We start from the raw sequence: 18,160 nt of genomic DNA on the forward strand, positions 1-18,160 counted from the left end.
GGCGCTTTAGTGATCTTGTATTTAATTATTGATGACATGCCCGGCGGGATATCAAAAATATTGGAAATAGGTACCACTGATAACAAGTTTAGCCTGGGAAGCATTTCGCCCAATTTTGTGGAATCTACTTTCTGGGTAGTGTTGTTTTACGGGTTTTTTATAAACCTGAATAATTTTGGGATGGACCAGAATTATATACAGCGATATCATACCGCCACTAGTTCAAAAGAAGCTTCAAAGTCGCTTTGGTTATGCGTGGCTATTTATGTTCCTGCTTCTTTACTGTTTTTTGTCATTGGCGCATGCCTTTATTCATACTATCAAATTCACCCCGAAAGTATTGAAGTAGTGCGGCAACAGGTAGCTGGGGAAAGGCTAGGTCCGCTCGCTACTCCGGGTCAGATCACTCAAATGGCAGCGTCGCTAAAACCAGAGGATTATGGCGACAAAGTGATGCCGCATTTTATGGTTACAAAGTTGCCTACCGGCGTACTTGGGCTTGTAATTTCTGCGCTCTTATCCGCTGCCATGAGTACAATAAGCTCGGGTATGAATGCATCTGCAACCGTATTTACTGTTGACATCTATAAAAGGTATTTTAAACCTGACCTTTCTGACAAGAGTAACCTGAGAGTGCTGCACATTGGAACAGTAGTGTTTGGATTACTGGGTATGGGTACCGGAATTGCGATGATTGGAGTGAAAAGTTTGTTGGATATCTGGTGGGAACTGTCAGGCATTTTTGCCGGCGGTATGCTGGGACTTTTCTTGTTGGGAATTATAAGCCGCCAAACGAAAAACCACGAGGCGCTTACTGCAACCATCATAGGTATCGTTGTTATATTATGGATGACATTCTCCACTTACTTACCCGAGAAATACGAGTTTTTAAGAAATCCACTCCACAAAAACATGGTAATAGTTATAGGGACGCTGACCATCTTTTTAGCCGGTTTGGCCATTACCTCCAGTAAAAGAAATTATAAAAATAAGTTGAGAGTAGTTGAAGTTTAAATCAACTATCCGACGAAGTAAAATCTACATCAATAGACGGGTATCGAAATAAAAATTTTATGAATAAGAAGTTTATACCGGTGATGCTTACCCCTTTTAAAGCAAATGGCGAAGTTGATTATGATGGCCTAACCCAATTAACAGAGTACTATCTTAAAGCAGGAGCGCAAGGGTTATTCGCAAATTGTCTTTCCAGCGAAATGTACGAATTGACAGAAACGGAAAGAATACAAGTTGTTAAACATGTTGTGAAAGTAGCGAACGGTTCAGTGCCGGTAGTTGCAACAGGAACTTTTCAGGGGACGTTAAATGAACAAGCTGAATTTGTTAAGCGGATCTATGATGTAGGAACCCAGGCTGTAATTATTATTACGGGAGTTATGGCAACACAACACGAAGATGACCCCACTTTTAATCAACGCATCTTTGATCTGCTGGATCTAACAGACAATATTCCTGTAGGTTTTTACGAATGTCCTGTACCATATAAAAGAGTTGTATCTGCGGACCAATTAAAACTATTCGCAGATACCGGTAGAGTAATTTACCATAAAGACACGTGCCTTGACTTAATGCAGGTTAAAGCGAAAATCAAGGCCGGTTCCGGACGTAATTTTGGGCTTTACGACGCCTTTATGGTAAATGCCGTAAAATCTTTGCAAGCAGGTGCAGCAGGACTTTCATGTATACAAGGCAATTATTTTGCTGACCTTGTTGTTTGGATATGCGAAAATTATGATAATGCTGACCAATGTGCTGAAGTGGAAAAAGTGATGGACTTCTTTGTAAATAACATGGAGCTTATGCACGATGTATACCCGCAATCAGCGAAATATTGCCTGCAGCAACAAGGGTTAAATATTACAACAACCATACGTACCAAAAGCAAGGCTTTTTCGCCGGATGTGAAGAGCGGGATTGACAAACTATTTAATAAATATCTGCTGTTGCAAAAGGAATTACAGTTAGAGGTTGTAACGTCTAGCATGTAAATTTTAGCCGGGTTGTAAAATCTATTATCATAACAGCGCGGTTAGATTGAGTATGGTTTAAAGACTTGCTTCGCCGCAGCTTATTTTTTAGATCCTGTTTATTGATGGCCGGCCTATATACTTATACTCCTTACGTTGTTATTTTGGATCATTGCTGAATATTGAAAAAAATGTACAAGCGTGCGACGCAAGTAAAGCTTCATAGTAGTTATTGGCTTTGGCTAAAAAAACCTTCAGGCTTCTTGTATGCAAATTTTCATATAACAGAGTGAGCCTTTGAAATCAACATCGTTTTTACCGTAATCCTTAAGCATGCGAAGTCTCTTTTATATCTTTTGTATTTCTTCTTTTATAAATTATTCTACAGGTAACCATGTGGATGCAAATACAAACATTAAAATGCCAGAAGAAATACAGTTAACCAGCGGCGAAAGCGGATTTTATATTAACCATATTCAATGCTTTTCTCGGGGTGATGAATGGATCGTATTTGATAAGCGAAATGACGACTCGAAAATAGGCAGTACCGGCAGCATAGGGATCGTTTCTGTAAATGATGGTACGGTTAAAGAAATATATCGTACGGAACATCAAACAGAATTTGGTCCCGGAGTGGGAGCGGCAGCATTTTCGCCGGTCAGTAACCGGGTGATATTTATACATGGTATCAGAAATGCGAATGACAAAAACCCTTATGCCTTTACAAGACGTACCGGTGTTGCAATTGATATCAGCGGACCATATAAGCCCATATTTATGGATGCCCGTGATGTTGATCGCCCTTTTACAAAGGGTGCGCTTCGTGGTGGCACACACGCTCATTCGTGGAGCGGCGACGGAGAGTGGATAAGCTTTACGTATAACGATTATATACTGGAACAATTGAGTAAAGAGAATGCCAACGTAAAAGATCTAAGAACAATTGGAGTGATGGTGCCCGGCAAAGTGGTGGTTGCTCATGATAGTGCTTTCGAAAATAATTCAGGAGAGATGTTTTCTGCAATAGTTGCAGAGGTTACTGAAAATCCAAAGTGGGGTAGCAACGAAATTGAAAAGGCATCTGATGAATGTTGGCTTGGCTCAAATGGGTACATAAAAAAGAACGGAACCAGGCAACAGCGGGCGATTGCTTTCCAGGGAAACCTGAGGGATATTGACGGAAATTTGAAAACGGAAGTATTTGTTGCAGATCTGCCAAACGATGTTTCAAAAGCGCAGCATAATTTGCCATTGGAAGGAACAACGTCAACACGCCCGAACGTTGCGGCGGGAGTTGTTAACAGAAGGATTACTTATACCAAAAATGGTGTGCAGGGACCACGCCATTGGTTGCGTGCAAAAAGCGACGGTTCTTTAATTGCGTTTTTATCAAAAGATGATAAGGGTATCATTCAAATTTTTGGTGTTTCACCAAACGATGATAAAATAGTGCAGGTAACCCATAATCCCTTTCCTGTTCAGGGACCGTTTAACTTTAGCCCCAATAATGAAAGCATCGCTTACACTGCCGATAACAGCGTTTTTGTTACCGATGTAAATAGCGGTAAAACAAAAAGAGTATCCGATCGATTTATGGATGAGGAAAAACCCGTGGGCGCAGTAGTATGGTCAAATAACGGCCGCATGCTGGCTTACAACCGTTTTAAAAAAATGGGCGCGGGCAAGTTTCTGCACATTTTTTTATTGAAAGATATGGATTGAATATTGGCATGTTGTAACAGGGGCAGATAATGCTTTATTTGTTTACAAGCATTCATTTTTCAATTGATCTCCGGTTGTGTCACTCCCTTGTACGCTACATTCTTATGCATCTTTTTTTAGCTTTTATTACATGGGCAAGAATCACTATTGTCTTTATCAAAAATGCCGGTTATTCCCTCTTCTTTAATTATAGTTTTCCAGGTATTTCCGTTTATATTCCAAAGGCGTCATATTCGTGATTCTTTTAAAATGCCTGTAAAAGTTTGACACATTATTAAAGCCGCATTGAAAGCAAACTACTTCTGTTGGAAGCCGGTCTTCAATTAAAAACCGGCATGCGTGACTAACCCTTATCTCAACCAGGAAATCGTTGTAGGTTTTTTTTGTCATCAACTTAAAATACCTGCAAAACGACGTGATACTCAAATTACTGATAGAAGATATTTCCTCTAATGTAATATGCTTCCTATAATTAGCAAGGGTATATGCACACACGTTGTTTAACCGTATCGTTTCTGACTCATTTGATTTATAAAAAGCATGTGCAGAGGCGATATAGGTGTACTCTTCAGTTTCTGCTAAAATCTTAATTATGTTTAGCAAAATGATAATGCGATCAAGGTTCGTGGCATTTAAAGCTGCATACATTAATTCACCTAATTTTTCTTTGGACTCCCCTGTAATTACCATTCCTTTTTTCGACTTTTCCAGCAACTTCGGAATAAGATAGGCTTCAGGTAAATTTAAAAAGTCTTTGCCCAGGCAGGTGGGCAAAAAATGAAGTACAATTGCTTCTACCTGCAACCCGCAGTTTTCATGAAAATATTCTTCTTTACACCGGAATGTGTGTGGTAAGTTTTGCCCCAGCAACAAAATTTCTCCATCTGAAAAGTTGTTGATATTATCTCCGATAAAATGCACTCCTTCACCTTTTACAACAAAGTGTAGTTCTAATTCGGGATGTAAGTGCCACGTTGTGGGAAAGCATTGTTGTATGTCGTGACGAATGCTAAAAGAGCTTTGTATATTAACTGGTACTTTATGAAAATGAGGCCGCATCGATAGAGGGTTTATCTTGAAATTTTTAAAAAAAATCAACACACAGTAATGACTATTTGCCGGCATTTTAAAACCGCGTCATTAAGTTATGAAACTATCTCTATTTTAGGGTGAAAAACGAAAAGTAGGATAAAATCGTACAATAAGTTGATAAAAACTTTCAACGAAAGGTATAGATTAAGCCGGATATTTGCTATTTACCACCGTCTATATTTCTTTAGATTAAAAGTGGAGCCCGTTTTATTTTCCTTGTAAAAAGAGGATTTTTCAAGCAAATCTTATCTCTTAAACGATTGTATGCATAATTCTTTTAAAATTTACGATGGCAATAGATGATCATCAAAACGAAGTTGTGCTTGTGGCAAGTGGAGATTTGCGGCTTTCTGCAAATCAAAACTGTTGGGCAGCTCAGGAAGAAATGGAAATGTTATTATCAAAAGCGCTTGCAAAACAAGGCTGGAAGGTAAAAAGGGCACACCAATATAGCACGGAGAAAAAGCATGGGTTGATTGACTCCCAAAAAATGGGCATGCAGGTTTTTGCAACGATCGATCCTAATGCACCGTTGATAATTGCCGAAAGTTTGTGGCAATACAGCCACCACGTTTTAGCAGGACTTACCACACATAAAGGACCGATACTTACCGTGGCAAACTGGAGTGGACAATGGCCTGGTTTGGTTGGAATGCTAAATTTAAATGGGTCCCTAACAAAAGCAGGCGTACAATACAGCTCGCTATGGAGCGAAGATTTTGAAGACGCTTTTTTTGAAAATGGATTACAGGAGTGGCTTGAAACAGGGGCCATAAAACACGATCAAAGTCATGTAAAAAGTTTCGACCTGGTAAAAATACCATTGGTGGAAGAAAAAATAGGAAGAGCATTTGCAAAAGAGCTCAGGTCGAAAAAGGCAATAATGGGTGTTTTCGACGAAGGTTGTATGGGAATGTATAATGCAATAATACCAGATCATGTTTTACATGCTACCGGTTTCTTTAAAGAAAGGCTTAGCCAGTCAGCGTTATACGCAGCCATACAATTGGTAGAAGATAAAGAGGCACAGGCAGTATTGAATTGGCTAATCCAAAAAGGAGTAACCTTCCATTGGGGTACTGACGGGGCAACTGAACTTACCGAAGAGCAAACGCTCAACCAATGTAAAATGTATATCGCTGCTTTACGCATAGCTGATGATTATGGCTGCGATACTATTGGCATACAATACCAGCAGGGATTAAAAGACCTTACTGCAGCAAGCGATCTTGTTGAAGGTCTTCTCAATAACACAGAACGTCCACCTGCATTTTCAACAACCGGTAAAGAGCTTTACCCCGGTGAAGCTTTGCCACACTTTAATGAAGTGGATGAGTGCGCCGGATTAGATGCATTGTTAACATACCGGTTATGGAAAGAATTGGGAATGACGGGCGACAATACCCTGCATGATTTAAGATGGGGTCAGCAATACCATGGTAACGGAGTGGATGATTTCGTTTGGGTATTTCTTATATCAGGGGCTGCGCCGCCCTCTCATTTTATCGGTGAGTATAAAGGCACCAGCAGTGAAAGACAGCCACCCATGTTTTTCCCCAAGGGTGGCGGAACTTTGAAAGGAATTAGCAAACCCGGGCATATCGTGTGGAGCCGTGTTTATCTTATAGAAAATGTTCTTCACTGCGACATCGGTGTCGGACAAGTAGTTGAATTGCCGATGGAAGAAACAGAGCGGAGATGGAATGCAACAACCCCGCAATGGCCCATAATGCATGGAGTTTTAAAGGGAGTTAGCCGTGATCAAATGATGGCAAGGCATAAAGCAAATCACATCCAGGTAGTGTATGCAACCAATGAAAAGCAGGCACATGCTGCATGCAGAGTCAAGGCTGCTGCCTTTAGCGAACTAGGATTACAAGTACACTTTTGCGGCGACGTATCTTTAAGTGAGGAGGTTAATTGGGTGCAAGAAGAATTGGCAAGTGTTGACGAGTTAATTTAGGATGGATATCCCTGTGAGTGTGAAATATTTTTTGCGGGGTTTCCAAATCAGGTTAATCAGCAGAGCTTAGCCAAAAGAGTAAACAAACACATTTACTCATTTTTCCCAGAGGGGCCTTTAACGTAAGAAGAAGTGAAAGGTGTGTTTACGAATACTTGGTCGGACCTTAGATGGGCCGGCCCTCTGTTAGCCCTTCACCTCTTTTAATAAAACGAAGTCAATTTGATTTTATCTGTATATTGCTTATCTAACGAAACAAAACCTAAAATGCCAAATTCTATTCTTTCCGTTCAGTTGAGTATCTAACACAATTCGAACAACACTTCAATTCGTAGTACTGTTTTTACAAAGATGCCATGAGCTTGTCACCTCGAAGCAAGCATACCAGACCCTTTTATTCGTAATATATTTTTTGCTTTTGAGCAGGTAACAGGAAATGTTTTGTTACCCTCTCTTAACTAGAAGGGATTGTTACAGGTTTTATTATCTCAAATAATAATTCAATAAAATTTTGTTCTGCTAAGGGTTGAATTTACGACAGGTTTTTATCTGGTTATTTCTTTATAAAAAAAACCGATAACGTTTGCAGCGTTACCGGCAAGTAATTAAATTTTTGTCTCTTAAACAATTTTAATCATTCTCATGAAACAAAAAATCGTGCCCTTTCGTGCAGGTCACTTGCAGGAGCCCGCGGTAAGAGTTAGTCAAAAAATCAGGTGGGTTTTTAAGCTGATTGTTATTTTTCAGCTTTTCGGTTTACAACTAAACGCACAAACTTTATCTCCTAGTCAGCTTCGTGGAAAGATTTTAAGTCCGGAGGGAACCCCGTTACAAGGTGCATCTGTATTTATTGCAGGAACTAAGTCAGGTAGTACTACAGATGTCGATGGACGTTTTTCGATAAATAATCCTAATACGGGTAAAAAAGTAACGCTGGAAATATCAAGCGTAGGATTTTTATCTAAAGCGATTACTCACGAGGGGCAGGCTGACATTACTATTACGCTTGAAAAATCAATTGCCGGATTGGACGAGGTAGTAGTAGTAGGTTACGGCACCCAAAGAAAAACGGATCTTGTAGGGTCTATCGCGCAGGTAAGTGCCAAAAAATTAATGGATAGACCTGCATTTAATGTTGGTCAGGCACTGCAGGGTAAAGTATCGGGTGTGCAGGTAGTTCAACAAGGTGGTGGCCTGCCGGGTGGCGACCCAATGATACGCATACGCGGTACAAACTCCATTAACACGAGCAGCGATCCTCTTTTCGTTGTAGATGGTATCGTAGGGGTAGCTAATGCGTTATCTACTTTGAACCCCGAAGACATCGTATCCTTAGATGTGTTGAAGGACGCGTCTGCTACTGCAATTTATGGTGCAAGAGGAGCAAATGGGGTAATTATTATCACTACCAAGCGAGGAGTAAATGGGCAAACTCAGGTGGATTACAACGCATACGTTTCTAGAAGCGTATTGCAAAGGCACTTATATACATTGAACGCCGACCAGCTAATGTATGTATACGAACAGGCAATGGCTAATGGCGAGAAGTATGGTACCGTTAACAGGGCTAAAGATTTTCGCGGAAGGTATGCAACTTCACAGTCCTATTCCGAGATGCCATGGTTGTTTCAAAAAGTGTCTAAGGGTTCGTATCTATTGGATTTGATAGGAAAGGATGGAAATTATTATGCGCCGATTTATAATTCAGATTGGGAAAAGGAGGCGTTTAAACCTGCAACTTCTAATAATCATCATATCGATGTTCGCGGTGGAAATGAAAATGCAAAATTTTCACTGTCTTTAGGATATTCTGATCAAAATGGCTTAATGCAAGAGTCGTATTTCAAGCGTTATTCAGCCAGGATGACGGGCGACATCAAAGTGCTGAAATGGCTTGATATGAATACGCAGATTGTTTTTAATAAAAGCCGACGAACAAACGATGATGGAATAACACGTTCTACTGCTGAGGTATGGAGTATTTTGCCGACGAAATATCCAAACGATCCGTCACTGGGCATTTATGCAGGTCGCTGGGGCACAAATGCAGACTTTAATGTAGGCGAGCAGTGGTATAATATTGTGTTTAGAAGATCTGAAATTCATGGCTTCACAGACTTGTCGCAATCAACAGGAAGTATTGCATTGAATGCAAGGATTGCAGACGGGTTAACCTTTAAAACAAACGTTGCAATTGACTTCAATGCATCTAAGTTCAACAACTACAGTGGCAAATTATACGGCAGCGACGGTACGGCTACCATAAATACAGCTAACACGTTCTTTTGGCAAAATGAGAATTATTTCAATTACGATAAAAAAATCGGGGATGACCATAACGTAAATGCGTTGCTCGGCCTTTCCTGGTCTAAATTTAATTTTGAGAATCTAAATGCAGTTAACTCTGTGTTCTTCACTAATTTCTACGAATGGCATAATATCGGGGCAGGAGCTGCCACAAGGCCGGTACCTCAGAGCAGTGATGGTATGAACACGTTAAACTCTTATTTTGCCAGGATTAACTACGGCTTCAAAAATAAGTACCTGTTAACCGCTACAGGCCGAATTGATGGATCATCGAAGTTTGGAGCAAATTCGAAGTACGGCTTTTTTCCCTCCGTAGGAGTAGCCTGGAAGGCGTCAGAAGAAAACTTTATCAAAGATATAAAGGCTTTTTCCAATCTTAAGTTCCGTGGTAGTGTCGGTCGTACGGGTAACCAGGAGATCGGTAGTTACGTGTCGCAAACGTACGTGGGTTCGTCAGGAATAGTTTTAGGCGGAGCAGCCTCTACCGGACTCTTTCCAAGTTCTGTCGGCAACCCCGATCTTAAGTGGGAAACAACAACTCAATACGACGCGGGATTTGAATTGGGTTTATTTAGAGACAAGATCAACCTGACAATAGATTATTATCACAAAGTCACAAAGGACATGTTGTTGGACGTTCCCTTACCAACCTCTACTACACCAGGAACAGCAAAAATGAATTATGGTTCAGTTCAAAATAATGGTTGGGAGTTTGGGGTTAATTCACGCAATGTTTCAACAAAGAATTTTAAGTGGAATACCGATCTTTCCCTCACCCTCAACCGAAACAAAATACTTGGACTTGGTCCCACAGGAGCTTCCATTTTTGTGTCGACAGGCGCAGGAAACGGCACGTCTATTTTACAGGTAGGCCAGCCAATTGGTTCGTTTTTCGGGCTGACACGTTTAGGGACGTACAGTACAGAAGAGGCCACCTTGGCCGCCCGTTACGGTATGTTGCCCGGAGATCTTAAGTTTTTAGATCGCAACAATGATGGTAAAATTGATCTGAATTCAGACGGCGGTGTCATCGGACAGTCTTTTCCTAAGGTGTTAGCTGGCTTCAACAACTATTTTAATTACAAGAATTTCGACGCAAGCATTAACATTCAAATAGTGTTGGGTATCGACAAAGCATTTGTACATGAGTCGGCCGAAGACCGTCAATTAGTTTCCGGAGGATTGAATACAACGCTTACAGCGTGGAGGCCTGATGCGCAAAACAGTATGGTAGCCCAATTGCGTCCTGGAAATGGCGGCGCTTATTATCAATCTTATCCTGATACTCATATGATCTATGATGCTTCCTTTATCAGGGGCTCTGGTGCTACACTGGGTTATAGCTTCGACGGAAAAAAAATGGGACTTCAAAAACTTAGAGCTTACGCCTCTGCAACTAACTTCTTCCTGATTACTGAGGCTGCAGGTTATGATCCTGAAGGCAGTTCTATAGACAAGAAATATTCGCTTGCCCCAAACATTGATAAGTACCAATACCCTAATCCTGCTACTTACACTTTAGGGGTTAACATTAGTCTTTAAACATGAAAAATTAATCAGATGAAGTGTAATTATAAAAGAGTTCCCTTGTTGAAAATATACTTCGGTTGTGTAGCTACATTGGTTATTGTTTTTTCTACAGGATGTACCAAGTTTTTGGAGGAAACTCCAACGGGTTCAATGACCAATCAGACAACTTTCACAACTGCCCAAGACGGTGCCGCGTTAACTATAGGACCATATCGATCTCTGCCTGGATGGGTGGGAGGTGCAGGTGACTGGGGAAATTATTTGCCTGCAGTTATGGAATATCCTACCGGCAAAGCTTTCACGACAACCACGCACGTACAGTTTTGGAAATTCCAAACCAACCAGGTTTCCGGAGATTTGTTAGATGACTATAATAATAGTTGGAACAATTGGTACCAGGGTGTGAGAGATTGCAATTTTTCAATAAGTAAAATTTCTGAAATTGCTGGAATGTCGCCCGATGAAAAGTCAAGATCTCTGGGTGAAGTACGTACTCTTAGGGCCTGGTATTATTTCTGCCTTGTTCGCTATTTTGGAGATGTTGTGATGGACACAACAACACTTACTAATTTGTCTGAGGCTCAAAAACCACGTACTTCCTTAAAAACGATTTACGATAATATCATTATTCCAGATTTGGAGTTTGCTGTACACAACAGCTCATTAACAGACGCTAAGTCTGGTAATGGCCGTGTTACTAAGCTGATAGCAAGAGCAATACTAAGTGATGTTTACCTTACTTGTGCGGGTTACCCCTATCAGGAAGTAGCAACCGATCCTGCCAGGAATTGGTGCGTAGGTGGATTGTTTTCTCAGCAAGAATACCCGGTTAATACCACGGGTGCGAGGGCATTTCTGAAAAAAGCGCAAGAACAGCTTAATGCGCTTTATGGACGATACACATTGGGGACATATGCAGATTTGCGTAGTCCTGAGATGAACAATAAAGGTGAAGCAATTTTCCAGGCTCAATTTCTCGCCGGTGTTACTGACAACCAGGTTGTGGCTGCTTCCCTTCCGAGTCTTAGTCGCATCTCGATGTTCGGTGATGAATATGGCACATTTATTCCCAGTCTTGGTTACTATAACTCTTATAATCCGGCTGATAAAAGGATTCAAGACAGACAGATGTTTTATTCCTCCGACACAAAGTCAAAAAAGTACGACCCATCTGAAGGTCCGGCAGACAAATTTGCAAGGCCTTACCTGTTTAAATTTTACGACTCTGCGGCAATTAAAGTTACAGGACGGTCGAGTTTGAATTGGTCCTTCTATCGCTATGCAGACATACTCTTAATGTTAACAGAGGTAAATTGGACTCTGAGACAACTGGGAGACGCTGCAACTGACGATGACATTATCAAAGGCATTAATGAAGTAAGGGCAAGGGCAGGTTTACCCACTTATCGGGCTTCAAACGTGAACTTGCTTACAATTATGAGCGAACGTGCTTATGAACTTGTCTTTGAGAATAAGATGTTGTGGGACCAGAGAAGAACAAGGATGTGCCTGGTTGACGGGATAGGGCAATTTTCGGCTATAGAACGGTTTATTGGGCACAGGCCTCAAGGTTTTAGTTTTGCCTTTGGTGTGCAAAATTTATTATCTCCTATCGCCGGTAGGGAAATTATCAATAACAGTAAAGTTCTACAGAATTTTTCATTTCTGCCTAAGCAAGTAGGCCAATAAAAGCATTGTGTATTAATTAATCTCAAAAGCATGAACACGAAAAAGATAACGCCGTTTACTTTAATGTGTACAATTGTATTAATCGTAAGTTGTACAAAACAACCCTATTATAATGTTCCCACGGGTCCTAATGGCACAGTTGTCATCACCGGTGTCGCATCAACCACGTCAACTGGAATTACTTCTTTGGATGATAAGTTTACCGTGAATGCTACATTCCCAAACGCAAAGCCAGGTGATGTAATGAAAGCTGAACTTTTAAAGTTGCAGATACCTTCTTCAGGGGGTGCAGCACAATTGTTTCCTTTAGCAGGAACACAGAAAGATGTTACAGTCGGCACTGATTTAAAAGCGACTGTTACTTTTACAAGAGCTGAAGCTAAGATGAACGTTCTTGGAGATTATGTAACTGTTACTTTTTCCGGTAAAACAGATGCTGGTATCATTCGGGTAGATATGAAAACAGCTACTTCAGTCGTAGGTCCACAATACGGAAGCAAAACAGTAGATGTTATGCGTTCACCTGACACAGCATTTTTTGATATATCCGTTCAACCAAAACTTGCTCCTTATGCCGGTTTAGTAACAGTTAAAAGGAAAAACGGAGTAAATGCTCCCTGGTTGAATGTAGGTACGGGAGGTTTTGTAACAGGATCCAAAGTTCCTATTTCTGGTAATGACTTCGCTTCTGGTAAGGATACTATGATTTATTCTTTTGTTGCCCAACAGGGAACTTATACAGATAGTTTTACCACATCTGTAGTAGTTAGTGATCCTTCCTTTTTCTTAAAAAAAGCCGGCACTTTATCTCTTGCCAACGCCGCTCAATCGGGGATGAATATTTTAACTAACAGTTCAGTAACTGCAACCAATGCCAGTGCTATAATTTCTGTTAGTGGTAGTTCTCTTATTATTAATGGGGGGGCTGCCTGGAGTGTAGGTGGAAAAAGTATTTCTTTTGTTCCTTCCACCGCTGATATTTATAATAAGAATAATTCAAGCGATGCCATTAATGCATTTAATAATGGCATAGCAACTACGCAAATAGAGCCGGGTCAGGGAAATGGGATATATATATTCAAAATAGTGAACGGTCCTTTAGCTACAGATGTAGTTTATGGAATGATGAAAATAAGTAAGATTGTTCCAGCTACTTCTGTTGAATATGAATACAGGATTGGTAATGCTTACAATCATCTTTCTATAATTAAGTAATTCTTAGAAGCGGAACATTAGTTGTAAAATAAAAACTTTTAAATAAAACAGCTTTGAAACTATCAAAGCCGTTTTATTTAAAAATGCTGCTTTAACGTAGGGTAGACCTGTACAGCAGGGTATATAAATGATAAGGAGCAGGAAGGTTTGGTAGCGCTTGATCATCTAATCCTACAATTACAATCGATTAAATCGTAAATGCTTTTAGTTTTTTTAATTATTGGATAGCTTAAACATACGTCTCAAAAGACCCTTTCTTTTTTTTCGAGATGCAATAATCTAAATAAGGAAGGTGAATTAAAAAATTAAAATATGATAAGAATTTGTGTCATGTCAGCAGCTTTCTTAGTATTAGTCGGGTGTTCCGGCGCTGGTAAATCGGGGGGCGGAAAAGGTTGGATCAGCTTGTTTGATGGCAAATCTTTGGACGGCTGGAAGTTTAGTGAAAAGCCGGGAACATTTAAGATCGAGAATGGAAGTATTATGGTGGCTGGTCCACGATCGCATTTATACTACGATGGTGCTGCAATGAATCATGACTTTAAGAACTTCGAAGTGAAAGCCCAGGTCATGACAAAGGCAGGCTCTAATTCGGGGTTTTATTTTCATACTCAATTTCAGGAGAGGGGATTTCCTGATAAGGGTTTTGAAGTACAGGTAAACAATTCTCATACAGATTGGAAAAGAACAGCAAGTTTATATGATATAGTAGATGTACGAGAGGTTTATGTAAAAGACGATGAATGGTTTACATTGTACATTAAGGTTGATGGCAAGCATGTTACAACTAAAATAAACGATAAAACGGTTGTTGAGTGGACAGAGCCTGAAGGTTTTACTCCTCCACGAGGTCATTCAGGTCGTATGATTTCCAAGGGTACTTTTGCTTTGCAAGGTCACGATCCTAAAAGTGTTGCCTATTTTAAAGATATCATGGTAAAGCCTTTACCATAATTTAGCGAACTATCCCTATATAAAGATTATGAAACCAATTGTTCAAATTTCCCTTGATTTAACTAATATAGACGAAGCACTTGAAACTGCTGCAATGGCAATTCGTGCAGGTGTAGACTGGCTTGAAGCCGGTACACCACTAATTCTGGCGGAGGGTTTACATGGTGTAAGGAAATTGCGTGAGGCTTTTCCCGGAGTTCCAATTGTTGCAGACCTGAAGACAATGGATGGGGGTTATCTTGAAGCCGAGATGATGGCAAAAGCAGGAGCTACCCATGTGGTCGTTATGGCCAGGGCACACGAAGAAACGATAAAATGCGTGGTTGCAGCCGGCCGTGATTTCGGTGTAAAAGTGATGGGAGATAATCTTGGATGTGAAGATATGGTTGAGGCTGCAAGATGGCTTGAAAGACTAGGCTGCGATTACATTGTTCACCATATCGGTTACGACGAGCGACGTGGAATAGCAGCAAGAGGAGATCGGATGCCAAGTCCGCTTGATCAGTTGAAAGAAGTTGTTCAGGCAGTTAAAATCCCGGTGCAGGCAGTCGGCGGACTTAGTTTAGAACAGGCTATTCAATGTCCTCAATACGGTGCCCCGTTAGTTGTCCTTGGCGCTCCGCTTACTATTGATAGTGATAGTTTTAAAACTGCGGGTGGTGATCTTGAGAGTTCGCTGCGCATGATATGTGACAAAATTCATTCTTATAAAACCAATTGAAATGACGAAATCAGCAGCTGTTGTTAACTATGGGCCGGAGAAGGGCTCAGTCGAAATCCGTGAGCTTGCAAAGCCTTCAATCGGCGACGAGGATGTATTATTGGAAATGGTTAATGCCGGTGTATGCGGAAGTGACTTGCATCAATGGACTTCTGACCATAGTTGGCCGGTAAACTATCCTGTTGTTCTAGGTCATGAATTTGCTGGGGTGATTGCTGAAGTGGGATCAAGGGTGACGGGTTGGAAAGAAGGCGATAGGGTGGTAAGTGAAACAGCGGCAGTAATAGATGCTAACAACCCGATGACAAAAAGGGGGCTTTATAATCTCGATCCTACCCGTAAAGGTTTCGGTTATGGGGTTAATGGTGCAATGACTCGTTATGTGCGTGTTCCTGCACGTTGTTTACATAAGGTTCCTGATCAACTTCCATTTGAACAGGCTTGTCTTACCGAGCCGTGCTGCGTTGCTTATAGCGCAGTAGTAGAAAATACGCATATAAAGCCAGGAGATCGTGTAGTTGTTCTAGGCCCGGGAACTATTGGAATTTTGTGTGCTGCTATGGCCCGGCTGTGTGGTGCCGAGGTAGCCATTGTAGGATTGGAAGCAGATAGGTATCGCTTAAATATAGCAAAGCAATACGGTTGCGAAGCGATCATTGGGGATGCCACATCATGGGCTCTTGAGCGGGATGGATTAGGAGCCGATTGTGTGATAGACGCAGCAGGCGCAAGTATAACTTTGCAAACTGCGTTGCAACTTGTAAGACCTAATGGCACCATTACAAAGGTTGGCTGGGGCAGGCAACCGCTTGGATTTTCTCTTGATCCACTAGTACAAAAAAACATTACACTACAGGGTAGTTTTAGTCACAACTGGCCAATGTGGGAAAGAGTGCTTGCGCTACTTGCAAGCGGGCAACTGGATGTGAAACCGATAATTGGAGGAGTATGGCCCATTTCTGAATGGCATACGGCATTTGAAAAAATGCATAAAGGCGAGGTAGTAAAAAGTGTTCTTCGGCCAGACTAGTTAATAAGCGGAACTACATGGGAGTAGTTAGTAGAACGATATTCATTTTTCTCGGCCTATAAACCCATAACCGGCAATTAAGACAACCCAAACTCCCTTACAGGGGCTTGTAAAGTTTACATTAAAAATGCGTTTACAAAATAAGGTAATCATTGTTACGGGAAGCTGTACCGGAATAGGAAAAGCGATTGCGATTCATTGCGTAAAAGAAGGTGCAAGTGTTGTGATTCACGGTTTGGAAAATGACTTAGGCCGGGATGTGGTGGAAGAATTGGGAAAAGAAAAAGCAGTTCTGCATATTGAAGACATTGCGGCTGAAGGAGCGCCCCAACGCTTAGTTGGTCTGGCGCTTTCAACTTTCGGCAGACTTGATGCAATCGTTAACAACGCAGCAATGGTAGCTTCATCAAATCTGCAAACAACTGACCTTGATTTTTTTCGAAGAATGCTGGAGGTAAACACAATTGCACCATTTGCACTTATCAAAGCGGCATTACCATCTTTATCTGAAAATCATGGGTCTGTTTTAAACATAGGATCAGTAAATGCATGGAGCGGTGAACCAAATTTATTTGCCTATAGTGTGTCAAAGGGTGCGTTAATGACGATGACACGAAACCTGGGCGACACGTTATACAGGGAAAGAGGGGTAAGGGTAAACCAGATAAACCCAGGATGGGTACTTACTGAAAATGAGGTTCAAAGAAAACAATCTCAGGGCTTACCGGATGATTGGTACAAGGACATCTCTTCAGTTTATGCTCCGGCTGGTCGAATCCTATGGTCCGCTGAAATTGCAGCCGCTGCTATTTATTGGTTGGCAGACGAGAGCGGCCCTATCAGTGGGCAGGTAGTTGATCTGGAGCAATATCCTTTAATCGGTCGTAATCCACCTAAGAATTAAAGCAAATCGATTAAAACATTTATATTTTTATAGCTTTCATTGTACCCCGTATTAATCCAAATTCACTATTCCTTAACCATTAACAATCAATATATGCCTCAAATAGCTGTTTTTCCAAAAGCATTTATGAATGCACTTTGTAAAGACGGAACGATGCGGGTATCAGAATGGATAGACCTGGCTGTAAAACTCGACATCGAAGGTTTAGAATGGTACGCAGGATTTCTCGAAATGCAGGATGAAAATAACTGGGCCCGTTTTCGAAGAGAAGTAGAAGCTCACGGAAAAACAATTCCAATGATGTGCTGCTCACCCGACTTCACTCATCCTGACGAAACTTTCCGGGCAAGGGAAATCCAAAAACAGAAAAGATGGATCGATATGACCGCTGCCTTGGGCGGCTCTTATTGCCGGGTACTTTCAGGGCAGAAAAGACCTGAACTATCTGTAGAAAAAGGTGTCGAACTAGCTGCACAATGTATAGAGACTTGTTTGCCCTATGCTGCCGATTTTGGAATAACGCTTATTCTTGAAAATCACTATAAGGATGATTTTTGGGAATACCCTGAGTTCGCTCAAAAAATGGAAGTTTTTTGTAAACTCGTTAATCGCATTAATGCTCCAAATTTTGGTGTAAATTATGACCCGAGCAACACTTACCTGGCAGGAGAAGATCCGCTTGATCTGCTTAAAAGTGTTTCGGATCGTGTAGTAACAATGCATGCAAGTGATAGATATTTAAAAGAAGGAACAATTGAAGATTTGCGCAGGGAGGAAGGCGGGGCAACGGGTTATGCAAAGCGCCTCAGTCACGGAGAGATAGGCAAAGGATTAAACGATTATGATGCCATTTTCGCCGAATTAAAGCGGGTAGGTTTCAACGGATGGATTAGCATTGAAGACGGAGTGGATGGCATGGAACAACTGGAACGTAGTGTAACTTTCGTTAAACGAAAAGTTGCCGAATACTGGCCATCTTAAGAAATGTCTTCTGTAATACCGATCAACCATTAGCATCATCAATTGAACGCCTTTTCCAATACTTTAA

The 18,160-nt window shown here is 41.1% G+C and carries 12 protein-coding genes and 1 pseudogene; 12 read left to right on the forward strand and 1 reads right to left on the reverse strand.

Annotation, left to right across the window (positions count from 1 at the left end):
• From JWR87_RS18980 to JWR87_RS18990, 3 genes and pseudogenes are all read left to right on the forward strand, one after another.
• Positions 1-1,014 (forward strand): annotated as a pseudogene (locus tag JWR87_RS18980) (sodium:solute symporter); the annotation flags it as partial.
• A gap of 59 nt (positions 1,015-1,073) precedes the next feature.
• Positions 1,074-2,006 (forward strand): dihydrodipicolinate synthase family protein, encoded by a 933-nt coding sequence (locus tag JWR87_RS18985; RefSeq protein ID WP_297823221.1) that lies wholly within the window; start codon positions 1,074-1,076, stop codon positions 2,004-2,006.
• Positions 2,007-2,318: 312 nt separating this feature from the next.
• On the forward strand, positions 2,319-3,707 hold the full coding sequence (locus JWR87_RS18990) for a DUF3748 domain-containing protein (RefSeq protein ID WP_297823223.1): 1,389 nt from the start codon (positions 2,319-2,321) through the stop codon (positions 3,705-3,707).
• Between the two features lie 183 nt (positions 3,708-3,890).
• Here the strand turns inward: JWR87_RS18990 and JWR87_RS18995 are convergent, their stop codons facing one another.
• Positions 3,891-4,766, reverse strand: coding sequence for an AraC family transcriptional regulator (locus tag JWR87_RS18995; protein WP_297823224.1), 876 nt, complete (start codon positions 4,764-4,766; stop codon positions 3,891-3,893).
• A 322-nt stretch (positions 4,767-5,088) separates the two neighbouring features.
• Here JWR87_RS18995 and JWR87_RS19000 point away from each other — a divergent pair, with 322 nt between their 5' ends.
• The 9 genes from JWR87_RS19000 to JWR87_RS19040 all read left to right on the forward strand — a co-directional run bounded on the left by JWR87_RS19000 (position 5,089) and on the right by JWR87_RS19040 (position 18,093).
• Entirely contained in the window at positions 5,089-6,762 is a 1,674-nt protein-coding gene (locus JWR87_RS19000) for a hypothetical protein (RefSeq protein ID WP_297823227.1), read from the forward strand.
• 642 nt (positions 6,763-7,404) lie between these two features.
• Positions 7,405-10,611, forward strand: coding sequence for a TonB-dependent receptor (locus JWR87_RS19005; protein WP_297823230.1), 3,207 nt, complete (start codon positions 7,405-7,407; stop codon positions 10,609-10,611).
• Between the two features lie 18 nt (positions 10,612-10,629).
• Positions 10,630-12,288, forward strand: coding sequence for a RagB/SusD family nutrient uptake outer membrane protein (locus tag JWR87_RS19010; protein ID WP_297823232.1), 1,659 nt, complete (start codon positions 10,630-10,632; stop codon positions 12,286-12,288).
• Between the two features lie 30 nt (positions 12,289-12,318).
• Positions 12,319-13,503: a hypothetical protein gene (locus JWR87_RS19015; RefSeq protein WP_297823234.1), complete on the forward strand. Its 1,185-nt coding sequence runs from the start codon at positions 12,319-12,321 to the stop codon at positions 13,501-13,503.
• Positions 13,504-13,815: 312 nt separating this feature from the next.
• Positions 13,816-14,457 carry a DUF1080 domain-containing protein gene (locus tag JWR87_RS19020; protein ID WP_297823236.1) on the forward strand — a complete coding sequence of 214 codons (642 nt, stop codon included), beginning with the start codon at positions 13,816-13,818 and terminating at the stop codon, positions 14,455-14,457.
• 28 nt (positions 14,458-14,485) lie between these two features.
• Positions 14,486-15,178, forward strand: a complete 693-nt coding sequence (locus tag JWR87_RS19025) for an orotidine 5'-phosphate decarboxylase / HUMPS family protein (protein WP_297823238.1) — start codon at positions 14,486-14,488, stop codon at positions 15,176-15,178.
• 1 nt (position 15,179) lies between these two features.
• Positions 15,180-16,208, forward strand: a complete 1,029-nt coding sequence (locus tag JWR87_RS19030; protein ID WP_297823240.1) for a zinc-binding dehydrogenase — start codon at positions 15,180-15,182, stop codon at positions 16,206-16,208.
• A 127-nt stretch (positions 16,209-16,335) separates the two neighbouring features.
• The gene (locus JWR87_RS19035) at positions 16,336-17,112 is read left to right on the forward strand and encodes an SDR family oxidoreductase (protein ID WP_297823243.1); all 777 of its coding nucleotides are present in this window, start codon (positions 16,336-16,338) and stop codon (positions 17,110-17,112) included.
• A 93-nt stretch (positions 17,113-17,205) separates the two neighbouring features.
• Complete coding sequence (locus JWR87_RS19040; protein WP_297823245.1) at positions 17,206-18,093, forward strand: sugar phosphate isomerase/epimerase family protein; 888 nt, start codon at positions 17,206-17,208, stop codon at positions 18,091-18,093.
• Positions 18,094-18,160 lie beyond the last annotated feature (67 nt).

It is taken from the genome of Segetibacter sp. (assembly GCF_025963695.1).
In the GTDB taxonomy this organism is placed as follows: Bacteria; Bacteroidota; Bacteroidia; order Chitinophagales; family Chitinophagaceae; genus Segetibacter.